Here is an 18368-nt window from a genome sequence, read left to right as displayed (position 1 = left end):
AGGAAACTTCTTACATTTTTTCTATTATTTACCTCCTGTCGTAGCAATGACCTGCAGGAACCGCCGTGCGATGAAACGGCCGCTTTGCGCCGTATATCTTTTGCGGAGGCGAGAATGGATTCTACAAGCGTCAATGTGTGGAACAGCCATGCATCCGCGATCGAAACACTCTACGCTTTATTGGTCGTGCGGGGAAACGGCTTGGTGTTTGAAAAATATTTTCAGTCTGCGGATTCAGCAACATTTTTTGAACAACGTTCGGTTACCAAAAGCATCGTCGGTGCTTTGACCGGTGTTGCGCTGTATGATCATACCATCCACAATGTTTCCGATAAACTCAGCCGGTATTTCCCAAAATATTATGAAGATATCAGCGATAACCGTGCACGGCAAATCACATTGAAACATCTCCTGACGATGTCTGCGGGATATGCGTGGAATGAAGTCGCCGATCGCTTGTATGGGAATTATGTTTCATTCGCAGTACACCTCCCGATGGATACCGTGCCGGGGCGTGTTTTTAACTACAGTTCGGCCGTGCCGCATATTATCTCGGGTATATTGTCAGATCGTACCGATAATAAATTAATATCATGGTCTAGGAATAAATTTTTTTCGAAGCTTGGAATTGATTCGATGCATTGGCAGGCCGATCCGCAGGGGATTCCTTTGGGCGGTACGGGTTTATATCTGCGGGCACGGGATATGGCCAAGATCGGTATGACGTATCTGGACGGTGGTTGTTACGACGGGCAGCGTGTTTTTTCAGATTTATGGCCGGATATTTCTTTTACCGATGTTTTGGATGATAACCACGCGTATGGCCATCTGTGGTGGTTGGATGAGGCTATGGATTATCCGGCGGCTTATGCCTTCGGTTATGGCGGACAGTTGATCTACGTCGTACCGGCGCTGGATATCGTGGTGATCGCAACCGCCGACCCTCATGTCAACTATACCGTATCCGATCAAGTCCTGACATCCGTTCGCCAAATAATTCACAACGATATTCTTCCTTCCGTGATCCCTTAACCAAGGAAGCCTATGCCGAATTCTAAAACCAAGCCCGAAACGAAACTTTTTATCCTCGACACCAATGTGATCCTGTATGACTACACGTGCATTTATAATTTTAAAGAGCACGATGTCGTGATACCCATCGTCGTACTGGAAGAAATTGATCAATTCAAAAAAGGTAGTGATCTGATCAATTTTCAGGCGCGCGAATTTATCCGCGAGATGGATAAGTTATCCAAGGCACAATTATTCAATAAAGGCCTTCAATTAAAAAAAGGCCACGGGCGTTTATTTGTCGAAGTCGGTGAGGCGCACTCGGAGCTCGTGTATAATGCCTTTACGACCAATAAACCCGATCACCGAATTTTGGCGCTGGCGGATCAGCTACGGCATAAGCGTACGGATCGCGAAGTCATCATCATCAGCAAAGACATCAATCTCCGGATGAAAGCCAAATCGCTTGGCATTCCGGCGGAGGATTATGAGACCGGGAAAATTCGCAACGTGGACGAACTGTACACGGGCATTCAGACGCATGAAAATTTTAATACCGAGGTGATCCGCAGATTTTATGAACAGACTGAGGCCGTCCCGGCCGATGATCTCAAACTGCCGCGTAAACCGGTAGCTAATGAATACTATATTCTCAAAAATCACAGCAGCAGCGTACTCACACACTATAATCCATCGGCGCAGGGTTTGGAACGTATCGAGAAAAAACGAGCGTATGGCATCGAACCCCGCAATGCGGAGCAGGTGTTTGCATTGGATGCGCTCATGCGCCCGGAGGTTGCGGTGGTTACGCTGACGGGTAAAGCCGGTACGGGCAAAACGCTGCTGGCGCTGGCCGCCGCACTGCAGCAAAGACAGCTTTACAGTCAAATATACTTAGCACGACCGGTCGTACCGCTCAGTAATCGGGATATCGGATACCTGCCGGGCGATGTCCATGAAAAACTTGATCCGTATATGCAACCGCTGTGGGATAATCTAGCCGTGATAAAAAATAAATTTTCTCAGGAAAGCACCGAAGTGACACGCATTGCTGAAATGCTTGAGCGCGAAAAATTGGTCATTGCGCCGCTGGCTTATATCCGCGGGCGGAGCCTGGATAAAATATTTTTTATCGTAGATGAAGCGCAAAACCTGACGCCGCATGAAATAAAAACCATTATCACCCGTGCGGGCGAAGGTGCTAAAATGGTATTTGTCGGCGATATTTATCAAATTGATTCACCGTATCTTGATACACAGTCCAATGGTTTGGCGTATCTGGTGGATCGCATGAAAGGTCAGGATCTGTTTGCGCATGTCAATTTGCTCAAAGGGGAGCGCAGCGCCTTGGCAGAATTGGCCAGTAATCTATTATAATGGTTCGTCGGTAACCGATTAGCGACCGTCATTGCAGTCAAAAATTTATAAAATTACTTTTTAATTCACCTACGAATTGGCAGAAAAACCTATGCTCACGAAACTTGCGCGTACGATCAAAGATTACAACGATTCCGGTTTTAGCAGCACGATCAATAATCAGGGCAAACGTCTGATGAATGCCGACGGGCGATTTAATGTGATCAAACGCGGCGCATCCTTTGCGGATCGTTTTAGTTATCTCAATGCGTTACTAACTATGAGTTGGGGGCGATTTTTTGCCGTTATCTTTGGTATCTATACTGCGATTAACCTTGTGTTTGCGTCGGTATATTTTGTGATCGGCCGGGAACATTTTTCAGGCTTATTGTCCTCTGATACAGCCAGTGAATATATCGAAGATTTTTTCTTTAGCGCACAGACTCTTACGACAGTGGGTTACGGGCGCGTCAATCCCACAGGCGTTGCAGCCAATATTGTCGCTTCGGCGGAGGCATTGATCGGGCTACTCTGTTTTGCTCTTGCGACCGGGTTACTTTATGCTCGTTTTTCCAGACCGGACGCCAAAATCGTTTGGAGCGATAAAGTTTTGATCGCTCCGTATCGCGACGGACAGGCGGTCATGATGCGGCTGGCCAATTCCAAAGACACACAGCTGATGGATGTTGAAGTCAATATGATGTTTTCAATGGTATTGGATGAATCGGGAGCACCGACGCGTAAATTTTTTAATCTGAATTTGGAGCGTTCCACGGTCAACTTTCTTCCGCTCAACTGGACTGTCGTACATCCGTTGAACGCTGAAAGTCCTTTGAATGGTTTGACGCCTGCCGATTTGATGCAAGGTGAGGCCGAACTCATCGTATCGCTCAAAGGCACGGAGGAAACTTCCATGCAAATCGCGAGTGCACGGCGTTCTTATTTGCATGCCGACTTCGAATGGAATGCACGTTTTTTGCCGATGTTTGCGCCATCACCGGATGGAACGGCAACGGTGCTCCATTTGGATAAAGTGGGGATTTTTGAACGCTTGCATAACGTAAAAGAGACCGCGGCTTAGTTTATATCTCTCTGCGCAAACGTTTTCGTATCGCATCGGTTGTTGCGCGATACTTGAATGCTTTGCGGCCATTGACAAATACTACGGGAATATCGTAGCGGTATTTTTCAAACAAGGTTTCATCGGAAGTAATATCGGTGTATTTTATGGTCATGGGGAATTCATTTTGCAGACCATGAAACGCATCGGATATCTCATCGCATAAATGACAATCCGATTTGCTAAAAATTTCAACGGAAATAGCTGATTTGGGTTTATGAAACCATCCTAACCATTTCATCGTACGATCCTGATAGATGTTTTCTGTTCGGTGGTATGCCCGGAAATCAAATCCCTTATACGTACAACGGCATCATAGTTTCCCGGCGGTACCTCACTGACATTGAGCGCAAAGGTAACGGTATCATCACGGGACGTGCCGGTTTGTTCAAACGTCGAATACACCAAGGCATCGGTGTTTCCGAAAATTTTTTGCAAAAAGGTTCGTATGCCACCCGTCGCATGCGGCGCTAATCCGGCTTCCACGACAAAACGGCTTTGATCTTTTTCTAAAGTAAGGTTGTACACTTCGGCAAAAAAGTATAGGGGTTTGTCTGCCTGCAAAACACCTTGGGTATTGGCAAAAACGGCATAAGGTTTATTTTCGTCAACATAATCGGCCAAAACAACATCGCTCATATCCAAAGTGCGTGACGAAAAACTTCGGAGGGTCAACGAATCGCCGGCCATCGCATAACGAAATTCACCCAAAGATTTTAATTCGAGAGACCACTGCACGGGCTCTTTACTTTGTATGAAGGTCTCCATCGTGGTCGTTTTATATACATGCGCATCCCGGGTTTCTTTCGGTTCAACGAGCGAAGTATCCATGGTTTTAGATAAAATGTTTCGCTCGGAATCTGTGATAAAAAAACCGGTTTGTGTTTTGCCGGTCGGACCGTAGGTCTCATAATCGGGGTCCATGGACTTGATCAGGGCGGAATAATACACGCGTATTTTGTTGAGACCGGATTGGGATTTGAATTGATACACTCTGGCCGTCACAGGGAATAAACGTTCGGCCGGAAATACGTAATCTTCCGAATGCTCGTTATAGGCCGATTCCGATGCGAGCAGTGAGGGATTATCCAGCAAAAATTTTCCGCTGCTGTAATGATCCTCAAAACGAAATGAGAACCTCGGATAATACCATATTTCGGTACCGCCCAGCATTTTTTCGTCCGGTTGTGTGCGCACCCATTGCGAGGGTTTGCCGTACCGAATGTAGATCATACCCCGTTCTGTTTCCCAACCCATGATATTCTGTCGCGGTATTCCAAAACGAAGATTGACGTACGCCATTCGATTATAATGTTCCAACATACGTTCATTGTAATCCGACGACAACAGGGGATCACGCTTCCGCCAAAACTGTGCCGCATAAGCTGATGATTGCGTAGGGCTTCCGGCGCGGGACAAATAGCTTTCTTTATCGTCTCGGGGTATGATATGTCCGATATGATTAACACGCGAAGCCTCTTCCGGCGACATCGCATGCATGGCGCGTTGGTAGTAGGTGTGGCTTTGTGCAAAATCGCCGCGGTGATAATAAGCCAGCCCCAAAAACATCAAGGCATCTTTGTCTTCCGGCTTATACTGAATGATTTTTTCAAACAAAGCCGACATTTTATCAAACGCACGAATTTCATAATACAACAACCCCAGATGAAAAAGGGCGTCCCGATGTGTGCCATTATATTCCAGCGCTTTTTCGTAGTATCGCGCTGATTCCAACATATCTTCGTAACCGAAATTGGATAAAGAAATGCTGAAATCTTCGTTAACGGGGCTGATCATATCTTTGTATTTGAGCGCTTGCCGTTCTTTGATCAGGCCTTTGTAGTAATAGGCTTCGGAAAAAACATCATGATAAGGCACTGGTTTAGATTGATTGACCCGGATCGCATCATCGCAGGCGGCAAACGCAGAACGGTAAAAACTGCGTTCAAATTGTATTTTGCTTAAACGTACATAGTGCCACGGATCGTCGGGCGATGTGCGTATAGCATTGCGCATAGCCTCCTCCGCGGCACGTCGGGATAACACGGTGTTTTCCGTCATGAGAATTTCAGACAGGCGTACCATAGCCGTGGAATAGTATGGTGATTCGGGCGAAATGCTCGAAAGAGAATCTACAAGTGGATTCCCGCCGTTATTACTCGCCAGTATAAAAGCAAGCGGATAGAACAACGTAAGGATCATCCTACGCAGCGGTGCCATGCGTCTATAGCTTTCAAAAAAAGGATTATGATACTACAACGAAAAACGTAATCAAGTTATTCCGGCTATCCGATGAAGATACATTGCTGAGTTTTGGAATTCAAGCCTTGTCCGGAAAGAAACGCGCTGTGATAGGTTTGAAAACGGGAACTAAAATCAGATAGAGTATTCCGCCTAAAAGCGGCGCCGTAAGAAGCCATGCCGTTATAGCACGCAGATTGGCCCACCATAGGGATACGATGGCTTGCCATGGATTACGGCTGAGCATGGTTGCGATCTCTTCAAACGTGAAAGGAAAATGATCGTATCCGAAAAGCCAAGCACCCATCTGAAAAAAAGGAATATAAAAAGCGATTTGTACAGGAAAGAGAAAATAATTAACCGTTTGAATGGCCAGTTGGTTAACACGAAAAAGCGCTCCGATCACCAAACATAAAATGGTCGTGGCGCCGATCATAGGGAATATACCCAACACAAAACCGAGGCTGACACTCAGCGCAAGTTTTTCGGCGGAAAGGCCTTGGCGTAACAAATCCATCAGCGGCTGAATAAGGCGTCGTCGAAAGAAATCGGTGATCATGAAACCAGCATATTATTGGGGCGTGACCATATCATTTGTACAACACCTATATTACGCGCTTCGAAAGCCGCTTCGCAATAGCTAAGATAATAATTCCATTTCCGTCGAAAACTTTCATCAAAACCCAGCGCCTGTACCAGTTCGTTATTCTGATTAAAGCGATCACGCCAAGTGGCCAATGTGCGGGCATAATGACGACCAAGATGTTTGAGATCAACCAGTGAAAGATCGCCGGTGCGATGAGCGGCCTCATGGAGCACACCTACGGATGGCAACAAGGATCCGGGAAAAATATGTTTTTGAATCCAGTCCACACCTTTGCGCAATGCGGTGTAGCGTGAATCGGGGCATATAATGACTTGCAAGCCGACAAGGCCATTGGGTTTTAGTACTTCATGAAGTTTTGCAAAGTAAGTTTTGAAATAGCGATGCCCTACGGCCTCCAGCATTTCGATGGATACGATTTTGTCAAATTGACCACTGACATTGCGATAGTCCGTAAACAATATTGAAATCCGATCCGCAAATCCCTCGGCTGCAAAACGTGCGCGGGCATAATGATACTGTTCTTCTGAAATCGTAATCGTCGTAATCTTACAACCGTAGTGTTTGACCGCATGCAAGGCAAACCCGCCCCAGCCGCTACCGATTTCGAGAACGTGATCCGTCGGCTTGAGTTTCAGCTGACGGCAAAGACGGTCATATTTTTCCGTTTGTGCGGCTTCCAGCGACATATCGGGCGTACGGAAATACGCGCTTGAATAAGTCATGGAAGCATCCAGAAACGTTTTGAAAAATTCATTGCTCAGATCGTAATGAGCCTGAATATTCTTACGCGCAAGTTTGACGGTATTTTCCCGCAACCGATGATATAAACGATTTATCCCTTTGAGAAAATTAGCGGTGACGATGCGGCGCTTGGATCCGGAAATGGTAGGCGCTTGTTCGACGTTGAGCAAAAACCAGCGAATCACACGGGTAACGCTGTCGGTGTCCCAATCGCCATCCACATAGGCTTCGCCGAAACCGATATCACCGTAAAGAGCGCATTTCTTAAAAAAATTATTGCTGCGCACTTGGATTGTTGCCTGCAATTCGGCATTGGCATTACCGTACGTATACATTCGTCCGTCCGGCAAATGGATGCGCATGTAACCTTGATGCATTCCTTCGAACGTACGAAGTACCAGTTTTTCGTAAAAACCCGGCATTAATTTTTTGGTGTTATCGGCGCTCTGTGGCAATGGCGTTAACATAACTTCCTGCATGATGTACCTCCCGTTGTAAGTCGGGAAAATCCGTTTTTTTATGATAATGTAATTTTTTCAACCACAGTCTAAATGCCTGCCAGTGAATAAAAAATATCACCTGCAAGGTTACGAGTGGAAACCGAAGAAGATACAGTGCCAATCTTGCATCGGTTAGTATCTGTCGTTTTCCGGATAAGGTGCTGACAAAAAAACGGCGATTATTCTGAATATCATTGATACGCATCATCAGCTGATCGTCCGGCAACGTGAGGTCAAATTCAAACTCTGCATCCATATCAATAAATGGGGAGACATAAAAAAATTTTGTGGTTTTCAGGTAAAATGTATGGGACGATTCCATGCTGCGGCGAATCAAGTAGGGTTTCATTTCGCCAAACGTGTTGCCAACTTCCGGAATGGCGCAAATCGGTTGGTCGTCATTATCGAAAATAAAATAAAACGACACGGGATTGAATACATAACCCAACATACGAACATGCGTCAGCAACATGATACGACCTACCGGAGAAGTAATGCCGTTTTGTCGCAGATAGGTTGTGATATGCTCACGTCGCGATGTGCCGCTATAAAATAAATGATCGGTGTCTTTAAAATTGAAAACTGCAAATGCATTATGTCCGAAAAGTGTAAGTTTATCGGATAGTGTGTCCAATTCGTCCAAATCCAGATAGAACATGAAAATATTATAGAAAAAGCGATGCGGCTTCGGTTCCATCCGGTGATGCATGACACGGCATCGGTACAGGCATGAATTCATAACCAAATCGCTTCTCCCGTGATTTGACGGCACAATGCCAATGCGGACATAAACGCATCTTCATGAAATCCATAGCGAAAATAACTCCCGCAAAAATACACCGGTCCTTTGGTGTTGAGGGTCGGGAGCTCGGATTGCGCTTTCATCGCGGCTACTGAAAAAACGGGGTGCTCATAGGTCATGCGGCGAATCACGCGATCCGGTGCAATGCGTTCCGCGCCATTGATCGAAACAAAATAATTTGTTTTTTGGGATACATGCTGGAGCGAATTCATCCAATAAATCGTATGCGCCTCAAGTGAACCGTCATGTTTTTGATCCATTCGATAATTCCATGAAGCCCAGGCCCGGCGGGTTCGCGGCATGCCGGATGCATCCGTATGCAATGTAGTAATATTTTTTTGGTATTTGAATTCTTTCAACAAACGATATTCGGCTTCCGACGGTTGCTCCAACATGGCCAGCGCTTGGTCGGCGTGCGATGCTATAATGACTTTATCAAAAGCAGCTTTGTCGCCGCGTTTATCCGTAATGAAAACTTTCCCATTCTCGCGACGAACGTGCACGGCGGCTCGATCCGTAAAAATACGATCCCTAAAAGGTGCGATAAGCTTTTCCCGATATTGTTGACTCCCGTTGACCGGTGTGTACCATGGATGTTGGGTATGTAAACCGAGAAAACCGTGGTTATCAAAAAAGCGAACCAGCGCTGCGGCTGGAAAACCAAGCATCGCATCCGGCGGGGTAGACCATACTGCGGAACTCATCGGTACGAGATACTTCATCAAAAAATCGTCACTATATCCTTTTTCCTCAACGTATTCTTTGAGCGTATAATCGGCGAACTGCGATTTTTCGATCACTTCACGGCACGTATTGTTAAAACGATTTATTTCCAAAAGCATGCGGATATAGGGCGGGTTAAACAAATTTTTACGTTGCGCAAATAATTCGTTAAGGCCGGATCCGTTAAATTCTAATTTGCTGGGTACATGCTGAACACTAAAAGACATGGAAGTCGGCTTATAGTCTACGCCCAGTTCTTTAAAGAGTCGCACTAAGTTAGGATACGTAACCAAGTTAAAAACCATAAAGCCGGTATCAATAAAAACAGGCGAACCTTCTTCATCTACGGTGACCGTATGAGTATGTCCTCCGATGTAGTTGTTTTGTTCGTACATCGTAATGTCATACCGGTGATTTAAAAAATGAGCACATCCCATTCCGGCAATGCCTGTGCCTATAATAGCTAACCGTTCCAAATCAGTCTCGCTCCGAATTGAAATTAATAAACAAATTCCATGCGTACATGATGGGCTTTGCCTTCGTCGTTGTAGATATTGGAAATGCCCTCGTATCCGATCAGTTTACGGCTTTCCGGATCATATGTAAGTCGTATCGGGTCCACGAAAAGACGGAGTAAAAAATTATCAATATCCATAGTCAACTGATACGCGGTGCGGCCTCCGGTCTGAGTTTCACCGGATTTATAAACGCGAAATGAAAAATAATCCAATTGGCTCGGTGCAACGAAATAAAACGTTTTAGTTTCACCGTTCAGTAAAGCACGCCAATGTTGTTCGATGAAAAAATGGAATCCTGCATCAATCACAGCCGGTTCAGGAACCCGGATTGTTTTTTCCTGGTACGGATCGTCCGGCGAACCGCCGCTAAAAACTTTGATTTTATTACCGATGATTTCTGCGCCTTCACTATAGCCGTTGCGTAAATCGCGAAGTATAAAAGAAGGCTTGAGCTTGTCTTGCTGAAAATTTACTGAACGTTGAACGACGATTTGTCCTTTGGGATTTTGATAATTAAACTCCCATCGTCCCGGTTTTCCATCGGAGTCAAATTGTTTACGTTCCTCCGTGTACAACAGAGTCCCGCTTTTGTTATCCCATGCCGGTGTTTTAAGTTGCAGTGTCGGCGTTTCCGTCGGCGACACTATGGCCGACAAACTGACCGACGAAAGCGCAAACAAAAGGTAATAGGATCGTTTCAGGTTCATATATTTTTCCTGAATCGGTAATGACTGACTAACCATTCGTCACCTTGGTTGTACTGCCATAGTTCGGCGCAGGCCATAAAAAATATTCGCCAGTACACCCACCACATGCGCGCATTGTTGCTGCCATAGGTTGATTCCAAAAGCGGCATGATTTCCTTGCGGTGGCGATCCATGTTGGCCAGCCACGCTTCGGATGTTTTGGCGTAATGCAAACCCGATACGCGCCAATGTTCTTCAATGCGAAGATCTTCATTGAAATAATGAAAAAGCATATCACCGGGCATCTGACCGCCGGTAAAAAAATATTTGGCCATCCAATCGCTTTCATCGCGCACTTCGAAAAGATAGGCATACTCCCGGTGGGTAAAGATATGTACAAAAAGCCGGGCATCGTCTTTCATAAACTGGGCGACCTTGGCGAGAAGCGTGCGGTAATTGCGCATGTGTTCAAACATTTCTACAGACACCACGCGATCAAATTTTTGATCGGTCGTAAAATGATTCATGTCGGCGGTGATGATCGTCAGATTATTAAACCCGCGTTGCCGTGCTGTGGCATCAATAAATTCCTTTTGGGTGCGGGAATTGGAAACCGCGGTGATGCGGCTTTGAGGAAAATGTTCGGCCATATAAAGCGATAGGGAGCCCCAACCGCATCCGAGTTCCAAAATATCCTGTCCGTCACGCAGATCGGCTCGGCTACAAGTTAAGGCCAGCATGTCTTTTTCGGCGCGATCCAATTCCGTGACACCTTCTTGCCAATAGCCGGAACTGTATTTCAGATGCCGTCCCAGTACGAGCTGAAAAAAACGGGTTGGCACCTCGTAATGTTGCTCATTCGCGGCCTTGGTATCAATGGCGATAGGGCTTTCTTTGAGCATATTGATATAGTTTTTCCAGTGCTGCCATTGGAGTTCGATCGTCGGTTTCTTTTCTTCAAACAAACGCTGACGTAATAGTCTGCGAATACCGTAACGAATGAATGCATCCGGAATGAGGTCGTTTTTAAGTAGGGTATGAATCATGTCGTAGTTTTGTATATTTTGTTATTGTTTATTGACCCACGGTACGAACGCGCTGGTGGTGCGTTGATACTCTGCATATGCGAGGCCTTTGGAACGCAATGCTTGCGCTTCCGTAGCCGGAATACCGGTGACTTTAAAAAGAAAATACAGCATCAATAAAGGGCCGATAAAGGAAATCCACCCGAGCGGTGAGCCGCAGGCGAAAACAAAAAGGGCCACCCATATCAACCATTCGAAAAAATAATTAGGATGGCGTGAATACTTCCATAATCCATCGCGACAGACTTGGCCGCGGGTGCCGGTACGCGCCTTGAAACGACGGAGTTGCGCATCCGCGAGCGATTCACCGATAATCGCAATAACGCCGATACTCAAACCTGCGTATTCAAAAAAGCCGAGGCGGTTGACGGGGTTGAGTGCAACGAATGAAAACGGAATACAGAGTATGACATTGAGCAGGGCTTGAAATTGAAAAAACCAAAAAAAATCCAATGCTCCTTTTCCTTCGCGACGCATTTGTTGATAGCGGCCGTCTTCCTCATGACCCGCGATACGCAACAAGAGGTGCGTACCAAGTCGTAAACCCCAAATCCCGACAAGCACGGCCATCAGAACAGGGCGCAAACCTTCGTGCGGTGATAACAAGGCAAACATTCCAGCCAATATCGACAGGCTGTATGCCCAAGCGATATCAACAATATCGGCGCGCCGGATAATCAGATGGATAATCCAAACAATCGTCATAATTAAAATCATGACGATCAGCGCGATCAGCTGATAGTTCCAAAAATCATGTACCATGCGTCTTTTCTGCGCTTATGCTGCGTTTTGTGCCGTAAAAAAATCACGTATAGTTTGCCCGGTTTGCAGTTTGAAAAGCTGAATCAATGCGTACAGTGCCGTGGCGATGCTTCCGAGAGTAACCAGCAAGATCAACCACACAATACTGCGAAGAACATTGTTTTCTTTATATGCAACCCACACAAAAATAAAAACGACATTAGCATAAAAATCCCACAGCGTGGCCGAAAACCACGGGGCCATAGAATTCGCGGGATCCCAGGTAGCGATCAGAGTAAATAGATTACTTTCGTAGCTGGTAGTAACCACGACGGCGATCATGCCCGCAAAAATAACGCTGAATAGGATTTTCAGAAAAGTAAGCATGGTTCTCTTTCTACGCGGCGTTGGATTTGCGGCGTATACGTATGATTCGCATCCAATCCAAAACCTTCATAATCGGATAGGTCGGATCCAATTCGAACCAACGCACGGCAAAATTAGGCCGGTTAGGGTATTTATGATGATTATTTTGAAATAATTCGCCCAGCAACATAAAGTCCCAGACGAGTGAATTTTTCGATTTATCACGATTGTCAAAATTAGCATATCCGTACTTATGTCCGCACCAGTTGACAATCGCGCCGTGTATCGGTCCCATCAAAAAATGCAGTGGTAAAAGGGCGTATAGCCAGGTATATCCTTCCGGGACGAAAAAATAATAAAAAATAAAGTATCCTACACCCCACGCGACGCGCACGACCCAGGCATTGGACATCGCATCAAGCCAACCCCAGCGCGGCGTATCGCCGTCAAATTGTTGTTCGGGAATAGTTTTTCCCGTCAACAGGTCAAAATAAACTTTTTTGGTATGCCACATCAGGCGAAACACATCCTTAAAAAAATGCGGTGAATGCGGATCTTTTTCGGTATCACTGAAAGCGTGGTGCATTCGATGCATCACGGCGTATGCACGCGGGTTGAGAAACGACGATCCTTGCGTCAGAAACGTGAAAAAATAAAAGAACCTTTCCCAAAACGCGTTCATATTAAACATCTTGTGAGCCGAATAACGGTGTAAAAAGAAACTTTGGGAAAACAAGGACGTGAACCAATGTCCTGCAAAAAAAATCGCAATTTCCATACGACATCTTCCTCGCGTTTAAATAGTAGCGTTAAAATGTTTAATATGGACAACTAAATGTTAAACAAAATAAAACTATTGTCAAGTAGAAAATAGTACTATTTTATTAGTATTTATTAGCCATATTTGATTGTTATATAATATTTTAAAAATTATTTGTTTTATTTTACATACTAATACATAAACAATTTGATGTGCGACTTAAAAGCGCCGCCACGGTACGTGCGGCATTAAATGCGCACGTTATGCTACAGTGTAGCACATAAAAATAAAAAAAGGATAAAAAGATTCTAATCTAATTTAAAAGTTTTGCCGTGCATTCGTAATGATTGGATTTTGCTATAAAAGTACTTGTTTTTGCAGGGTCGGATAAATATATTGCCGCGCCTTTGAATAAACACGTAATTTATTGTTTTTGTTTTTGATAAATATCCTGGAGTCTTATGATCGAAGATGTGATTTCTGAAGAAAAAAAGGGGAGTACCCCTTCCATGAAGCGCCGAACGGACATTCGCAATGTAGCTATCATAGCCCACGTTGATCACGGCAAAACAACCTTGGTGGATCAGCTCTTGCGCCAAAGCGGCACGTTTCGCGAAAATCAACAGGTCGCCGAACGCGTGATGGACTCCAACGATCTCGAACGTGAACGCGGCATTACCATTTTAGCTAAAAACACGTCGATTCGTTACAAAGGCGCAAAAATCAATATCGTGGATACACCCGGTCACGCCGACTTTGGCGGTGAAGTGGAACGTATCATGACCATGGTGGATGGCGTATTGCTACTAGTGGATGCGTTTGACGGGCCTATGCCGCAAACCAAATTTGTACTCAAAAAAGCTCTCGCTTCCAACTGTACACCGATCGTCGTGATCAATAAAATTGACCGCCCTGGTGCGCGGCCGCACGAAGTGCTCGACGAAGTATTTAATCTTTTTCTCGAACTCAACGCCAACGACGAGCAGTTGGACTTCGCCACCATCTACGCGTCAGCTAAGATGGGATTTGCGCAGTATGAAATTGATCAGGCCAATAGCGACATGGTGCCCCTGTTCGATACGATCCTCGAACGTATCCCGAGTCCGCCGGGCGAACGGGAAGCGGCGTTTCAAATGCTGGTAGCCAATATAGACTATTCCGATTATCTCGGACGGATTGCTATCGGTCGCATTCAGCGGGGCGAAATCAAAACCGGCCAAAATGTGGCCGTTATGAAAAAAGACGGTACGCGCTACAATAGCCGTGTGGTGAAGCTTTTCGCCTATGAAGGCTTGAAACGTACGGAAACGGAAAGCGCCTACTCCGGTGAAATCGTAGCCATGGCGGGTATGGAGGAAATTCAGATCGGTGAAACGATCGCGGATTACAATAATCCGGAAGCACTGGAACCGATACACGTGGATGAACCTACGATTGCTATGAATTTTATCGTCAATAATTCACCCTTCGCAGGGCAAGACGGAAAATTTGTAACGTCACGCCATTTACGCGAACGTTTGTATAAAGAATTATTGTCGAATCTCGCATTGCGCGTCGAAGATACCGAAAGTATGGATACGTTCAAAGTATCCGGACGCGGTGAACTGCACCTTTGTATTCTTATCGAAAATATGCGGCGTGAAGGATTTGAATTTCAAGTGTCGCGTCCCGAAGTGATCATGAAACGCGTCGACGGCCAATTACTGGAGCCGATGGAATATCTGATCATTGACGTACCAGAAGAGTATATGGGTGTCGTGATCGAAAAATTGGGTAAGCGTAAAGCCGAGATGAAAAACCTGATTCACTTGGACAATAAACAGGTGAAAATCGAATTTGTTATTCCGGCGCGCGGATTGATCGGATATCGCGGTGAATTTCTCACCGATACCCGCGGAACCGGCGTACTCAATCATATTTTTCACGACTACGCGCCGTACAAAGGCGATATCGGCGGACGCTTAAACGGTGTTTTGATCTCGATGGAACAAACGGAAACCGTAGCGTATGCATTGTTTGGTTTGCAGGAACGCGGTGAATTGATCGTGGATCCTCAGACACCGGTTTACGAAGGAATGATCATCGGTAAACATTCCCGTGAAAACGATCTTGTCGTGAATGTTGGAAAAGGAAAAAAACTGACCAACATGCGTGCTTCCGGTTCGGATGATGCGGTTCGATTGGAACCGGTGCGTCCGATGAGTTTGGAAGATTATATTGAGTTCATTAATGATGACGAATTGGTTGAAATTACGCCTAAAACATTCCGTCTTCGTAAAAAAGTACTCAAAGAATCGGATCGTCGTCGTGAAGAGCGTAAGAAAAAAGATTAAGGATCAGACTACAGGATAAAATATGTTCAATGATCTTTCGGCCAAAATAGAAGGTGCTTTCAAGCGTCTTGCCGGGCGCGGCGTTATCAATGAAAAGAATATCCAGGAAGCGTTGCGCGAAATTCGTATGGCGCTTTTGGAAGCCGACGTCAATTTTAAAGTAGTCAAAGACTTTATTGATAAAGCCACGGCCAAAGCGCTCGGACAGGAAGTGTTGCGCAGCGTTTCGCCGGGTGATCAGCTCGTCAAGATCGTGTATGATGAACTGGTCGAGACACTCGGGCACGAACACGCGCCGCTCAAACACGCAGGCATTCCCCCGACAGTAGTGATGGTCGTCGGTTTGCAAGGTTCCGGTAAGACGACGTTTTCCGGCAAATTAGCAAACTATCTGAGAAAAAAAGGTCGTAAGCCCATGCTGGTGGCGGCGGACGTATATCGTCCGGCTGCGGCCGATCAGTTGCGCACCCTTGGCAAAACGCTCGATATTCCGACATTTTCTCCCGACGAAGCGGGTTCCCTTGATCCGGTCAAAATCTGTTTTGATGCGGTGACCTATGCACGGCAACACGGGCGTGATCTGATCGTACTCGATACGGCCGGTCGTTTGCATATTGATGATGCATTGATGACGGAGCTCGAACAGATCAAAGTTAAAACGCAGCCTAACGAAATTTTATTTGTTGCCGACGGTATGACCGGACAAGACGCCGTTAATACCGCGGCCGAGTTTGTCAAACGATTGGATTTTGACGGTGTAGTACTGACCAAGTTGGACGGTGATGCGCGCGGCGGTGCGGCATTATCTATACGCAGTATTACGGGAAAACCGATCAAATTTATCGGTACCGGCGAAAAAATGGATGCGCTGGAAGAATTTTATCCGGATCGCATGGCGTCGCGTATTTTGGGTATGGGCGACATCGTCAGTCTCGTGGAAAAAGCGCAAGAGACGATTGATCAAGAGCAGGCCCAGAAGATGCACGAGAAGATGATGAAAAACGAGTTTACGCTCGCCGATTTTTCGACGCAACTCGGGCAGATCAAAAAACTCGGTTCGCTGGAATCTATTCTTTCGATGATACCGGGTGTCGGCAGCAAAATCAAAGGCATGCAGATGGACGATAAAGTTTTGGTTCGCATGGAGGCGATTATTTCTTCCATGACCCCCAAAGAACGCGAACGTCCGCAGATGCTGGACGGGCGCCGCCGTTTGCGTATTGCCCGCGGCAGCGGCACTTCGGTACAGGAAGTGAACCGTCTGCTTAAACAATTTGATGATATGAAACGCATGATGAAAAAGATCGGAAAAATGAATCCGGCTGAAGTGATGAATATGATGTCGCAAATGGGGCGATAGGGTTTGAGAATAGATGAGTTGTAACACGGCGTACACGTCTGTAGGAATGGAAATAGCGCATTGATATCTGAACAAAAAAAATCTTGCGTTAATCCTTTGTTTTTTTTATGATGTGCGCTAAAGTGAAAAATGTGTTAAGTATAAAAAGTTTAGTAGTTTATATATAAAATTAACGTACATCGAATTGGAGGTAAAATACCTTGGTTAAGATCAGAATGCAGCGCGGGGGCAAAGCCCATCAACCGTTTTATCGTATTGTAGCGGCGCACAGCACGCGTAAACGCGACGGTGATTATATCGAACGTATCGGCAGTTATAATCCGCTGACGACTCCGCCGCAAATCACGATTGACGAGAAGAAAGCGCTGAAATGGCTTACGGATGGTGCACAACCTTCGGATACGGTAAAGACATTATTCCGCAGTGCGGGTATTCTGCACCGCTGGCGCCTGACGGCGAAAGGTCTTTCCGTCGAAGAAGTCAACGCCGAAATGGAAAAGTGGAAAGCCAATCAAGCTAAAAAAGCCGCGGAAAAACGTGCCAAACGTACAAAAGCGGTGAAGAAAAAAACTGAAAAAGCTTCTGAAGGATCTGCGGCTTAATTCATACAGGACTGGTCTGCAACTAACTTCTAAGGAGGAATGACGATGCAGAGCTTCATTGAATTTGTTGTCAAACACCTGGTTGATAAACCCGATGAAGTCGAAGTCAAAGAGGTGGATGGTGAACGTGTAGTCGTTTACGAACTCAAGGTAGGCCAAGGCGACCTGGGCAAAGTGATCGGCAAACGCGGACAAAACGCCAAAGCCTTACGAACTCTGCTCGCGGCCGCTTCGGCACGCGCCGGTAAACGCGCCGTGCTGGAGATCCTGGAGTAACTGTACGTGCAATCCGAGGCATTAATTCAGGTCGGTCGTATTTTGCGCAGCCACGGTTTACGTGGCGAACTTAAGATCGAAGTTTTCAACGACGGTCTGGAAGAATTGGAATCCGGTACGCCCTGTGTTTTAAAGTCGCGGTTCGGTAAACAAGCGGAAATGCATATTGAGCGCATACGTTTTGGTAATGATACGATCCTGAAATTGCGTGAGATGCAGGATAAGTCTTCCGCGGATGTTTGGTCGCAAGGCGAAATATGGTTACTCGAAAAGTTGTTGCCGGCTTTACCCGAAGATGCTTTTTATGTGAAGGATATTACGGGTTTGGAAGTGCGGGACGAATCCGGAAAAAAAATAGGAATTTTAGCCGATGTCGAAACCTCACCTGCACATGATCTGTACGTCATTGAGGTGCAAGGCAAAAGATACCGAATTCCGGCCGTTGCAGAATTTATTAAGGCTATCAATAAAGAAACCGGCGTTATTACAATACATCTGATTCCGGGTTTGCTGGAATATCAGACGGTCTCCTAAACGGAG

19 protein-coding genes are annotated in these 18368 nt (G+C 45.9%); 8 read left to right on the top strand and 11 right to left on the bottom strand.

Annotated elements, in window-relative coordinates; all coding sequences use genetic code 11:
• Positions 1–114 precede the first annotated feature (114 nt).
• The 3 genes from HUU58_00715 to HUU58_00705 all read left to right on the top strand — a co-directional run bounded on the left by HUU58_00715 (position 115) and on the right by HUU58_00705 (position 3448).
• The gene (locus tag HUU58_00715) at positions 115–1032 is read left to right on the top strand and encodes a serine hydrolase (GenBank protein NUN44176.1); all 918 of its coding nucleotides are present in this window, start codon (positions 115–117) and stop codon (positions 1030–1032) included.
• A 12-nt stretch (positions 1033–1044) separates the two neighbouring features.
• Complete coding sequence (locus HUU58_00710) at positions 1045–2388, top strand: PhoH family protein (protein ID NUN44175.1); 1344 nt, start codon at positions 1045–1047, stop codon at positions 2386–2388.
• A gap of 91 nt (positions 2389–2479) precedes the next feature.
• Positions 2480–3448, top strand: a complete 969-nt coding sequence (locus HUU58_00705) for an Inward rectifier potassium channel Irk (GenBank protein ID NUN44174.1) — start codon at positions 2480–2482, stop codon at positions 3446–3448.
• Position 3449: 1 nt separating this feature from the next.
• Here HUU58_00705 and HUU58_00700 read toward each other — a convergent pair whose 3' ends face one another.
• From HUU58_00700 to HUU58_00650, 11 genes are all read right to left on the bottom strand, one after another.
• The gene (locus HUU58_00700; protein NUN44173.1) at positions 3450–3728 is read right to left on the bottom strand and encodes a glutaredoxin family protein; all 279 of its coding nucleotides are present in this window, start codon (positions 3726–3728) and stop codon (positions 3450–3452) included.
• The gene (locus tag HUU58_00695; GenBank protein NUN44172.1) at positions 3725–5707 is read right to left on the bottom strand and encodes a GWxTD domain-containing protein; all 1983 of its coding nucleotides are present in this window, start codon (positions 5705–5707) and stop codon (positions 3725–3727) included. The genes HUU58_00700 and HUU58_00695 overlap by 4 nt, the downstream gene beginning before the upstream one ends.
• A 100-nt stretch (positions 5708–5807) precedes the next feature.
• Positions 5808–6287: a DUF2062 domain-containing protein gene (locus tag HUU58_00690; GenBank protein ID NUN44171.1), complete on the bottom strand. Its 480-nt coding sequence runs from the start codon at positions 6285–6287 to the stop codon at positions 5808–5810.
• Positions 6284–7498 (bottom strand): class I SAM-dependent methyltransferase, encoded by a 1215-nt coding sequence (locus HUU58_00685; protein ID NUN44170.1) that lies wholly within the window; start codon positions 7496–7498, stop codon positions 6284–6286. Before HUU58_00685 ends, HUU58_00690 begins: the two co-directional genes overlap by 4 nt.
• Positions 7499–7511: 13 nt before the next feature.
• The gene (locus tag HUU58_00680; protein NUN44169.1) at positions 7512–8315 is read right to left on the bottom strand and encodes a DUF1365 domain-containing protein; all 804 of its coding nucleotides are present in this window, start codon (positions 8313–8315) and stop codon (positions 7512–7514) included.
• A complete protein-coding gene (locus HUU58_00675; protein ID NUN44168.1) occupies positions 8312–9577 on the bottom strand; it encodes an FAD-dependent oxidoreductase in 1266 nt (421 codons plus the stop codon). Before HUU58_00675 ends, HUU58_00680 begins: the two co-directional genes overlap by 4 nt.
• Positions 9578–9600: 23 nt before the next feature.
• Positions 9601–10326 carry a hypothetical protein gene (locus HUU58_00670; protein ID NUN44167.1) on the bottom strand — a complete coding sequence of 242 codons (726 nt, stop codon included), beginning with the start codon at positions 10324–10326 and terminating at the stop codon, positions 9601–9603.
• Complete coding sequence (locus tag HUU58_00665; protein NUN44166.1) at positions 10323–11351, bottom strand: class I SAM-dependent methyltransferase; 1029 nt, start codon at positions 11349–11351, stop codon at positions 10323–10325. The genes HUU58_00670 and HUU58_00665 overlap by 4 nt, the downstream gene beginning before the upstream one ends.
• A 21-nt stretch (positions 11352–11372) precedes the next feature.
• Positions 11373–12152, bottom strand: a complete 780-nt coding sequence (locus HUU58_00660) for a DUF1295 domain-containing protein (GenBank protein ID NUN44165.1) — start codon at positions 12150–12152, stop codon at positions 11373–11375.
• A gap of 15 nt (positions 12153–12167) precedes the next feature.
• Positions 12168–12518, bottom strand: a complete 351-nt coding sequence (locus HUU58_00655; protein NUN44164.1) for a DUF1475 family protein — start codon at positions 12516–12518, stop codon at positions 12168–12170.
• Between the two features lie 10 nt (positions 12519–12528).
• The gene (locus HUU58_00650; protein ID NUN44163.1) at positions 12529–13275 is read right to left on the bottom strand and encodes an acyl-CoA desaturase; all 747 of its coding nucleotides are present in this window, start codon (positions 13273–13275) and stop codon (positions 12529–12531) included.
• A gap of 491 nt (positions 13276–13766) precedes the next feature.
• On the opposite strand from HUU58_00650, the gene typA reads away from it, so the two are divergent.
• The 5 genes from typA (at position 13767) to rimM (ending at position 18362) form a co-directional block, all read left to right on the top strand.
• Positions 13767–15590, top strand: a complete 1824-nt coding sequence (gene typA / locus HUU58_00645; GenBank protein ID NUN44162.1) for a translational GTPase TypA — start codon at positions 13767–13769, stop codon at positions 15588–15590.
• Between the two features lie 22 nt (positions 15591–15612).
• Positions 15613–16950 (top strand): signal recognition particle protein, encoded by a 1338-nt coding sequence (gene ffh, locus HUU58_00640; protein NUN44161.1) that lies wholly within the window; start codon positions 15613–15615, stop codon positions 16948–16950.
• 215 nt (positions 16951–17165) lie between these two features.
• Positions 17166–17552: a 30S ribosomal protein S16 gene (gene rpsP / locus HUU58_00635; protein NUN44160.1), complete on the top strand. Its 387-nt coding sequence runs from the start codon at positions 17166–17168 to the stop codon at positions 17550–17552.
• A 45-nt stretch (positions 17553–17597) separates the two neighbouring features.
• The gene (locus HUU58_00630) at positions 17598–17828 is read left to right on the top strand and encodes a KH domain-containing protein (GenBank protein NUN44159.1); all 231 of its coding nucleotides are present in this window, start codon (positions 17598–17600) and stop codon (positions 17826–17828) included.
• Positions 17829–17834: 6 nt separating this feature from the next.
• On the top strand, positions 17835–18362 hold the full coding sequence (gene rimM / locus HUU58_00625) for a 16S rRNA processing protein RimM (GenBank protein NUN44158.1): 528 nt from the start codon (positions 17835–17837) through the stop codon (positions 18360–18362).
• Positions 18363–18368 lie beyond the last annotated feature (6 nt).

The organism is bacterium (assembly GCA_013360215.1).
GTDB lineage: Bacteria > CLD3 > CLD3 > SB21 > SB21 > JABWCP01.
The sequence above is the reverse complement of the archived record's forward strand: the minus strand, read 5'-3'. Positions and strand labels throughout refer to the sequence as shown.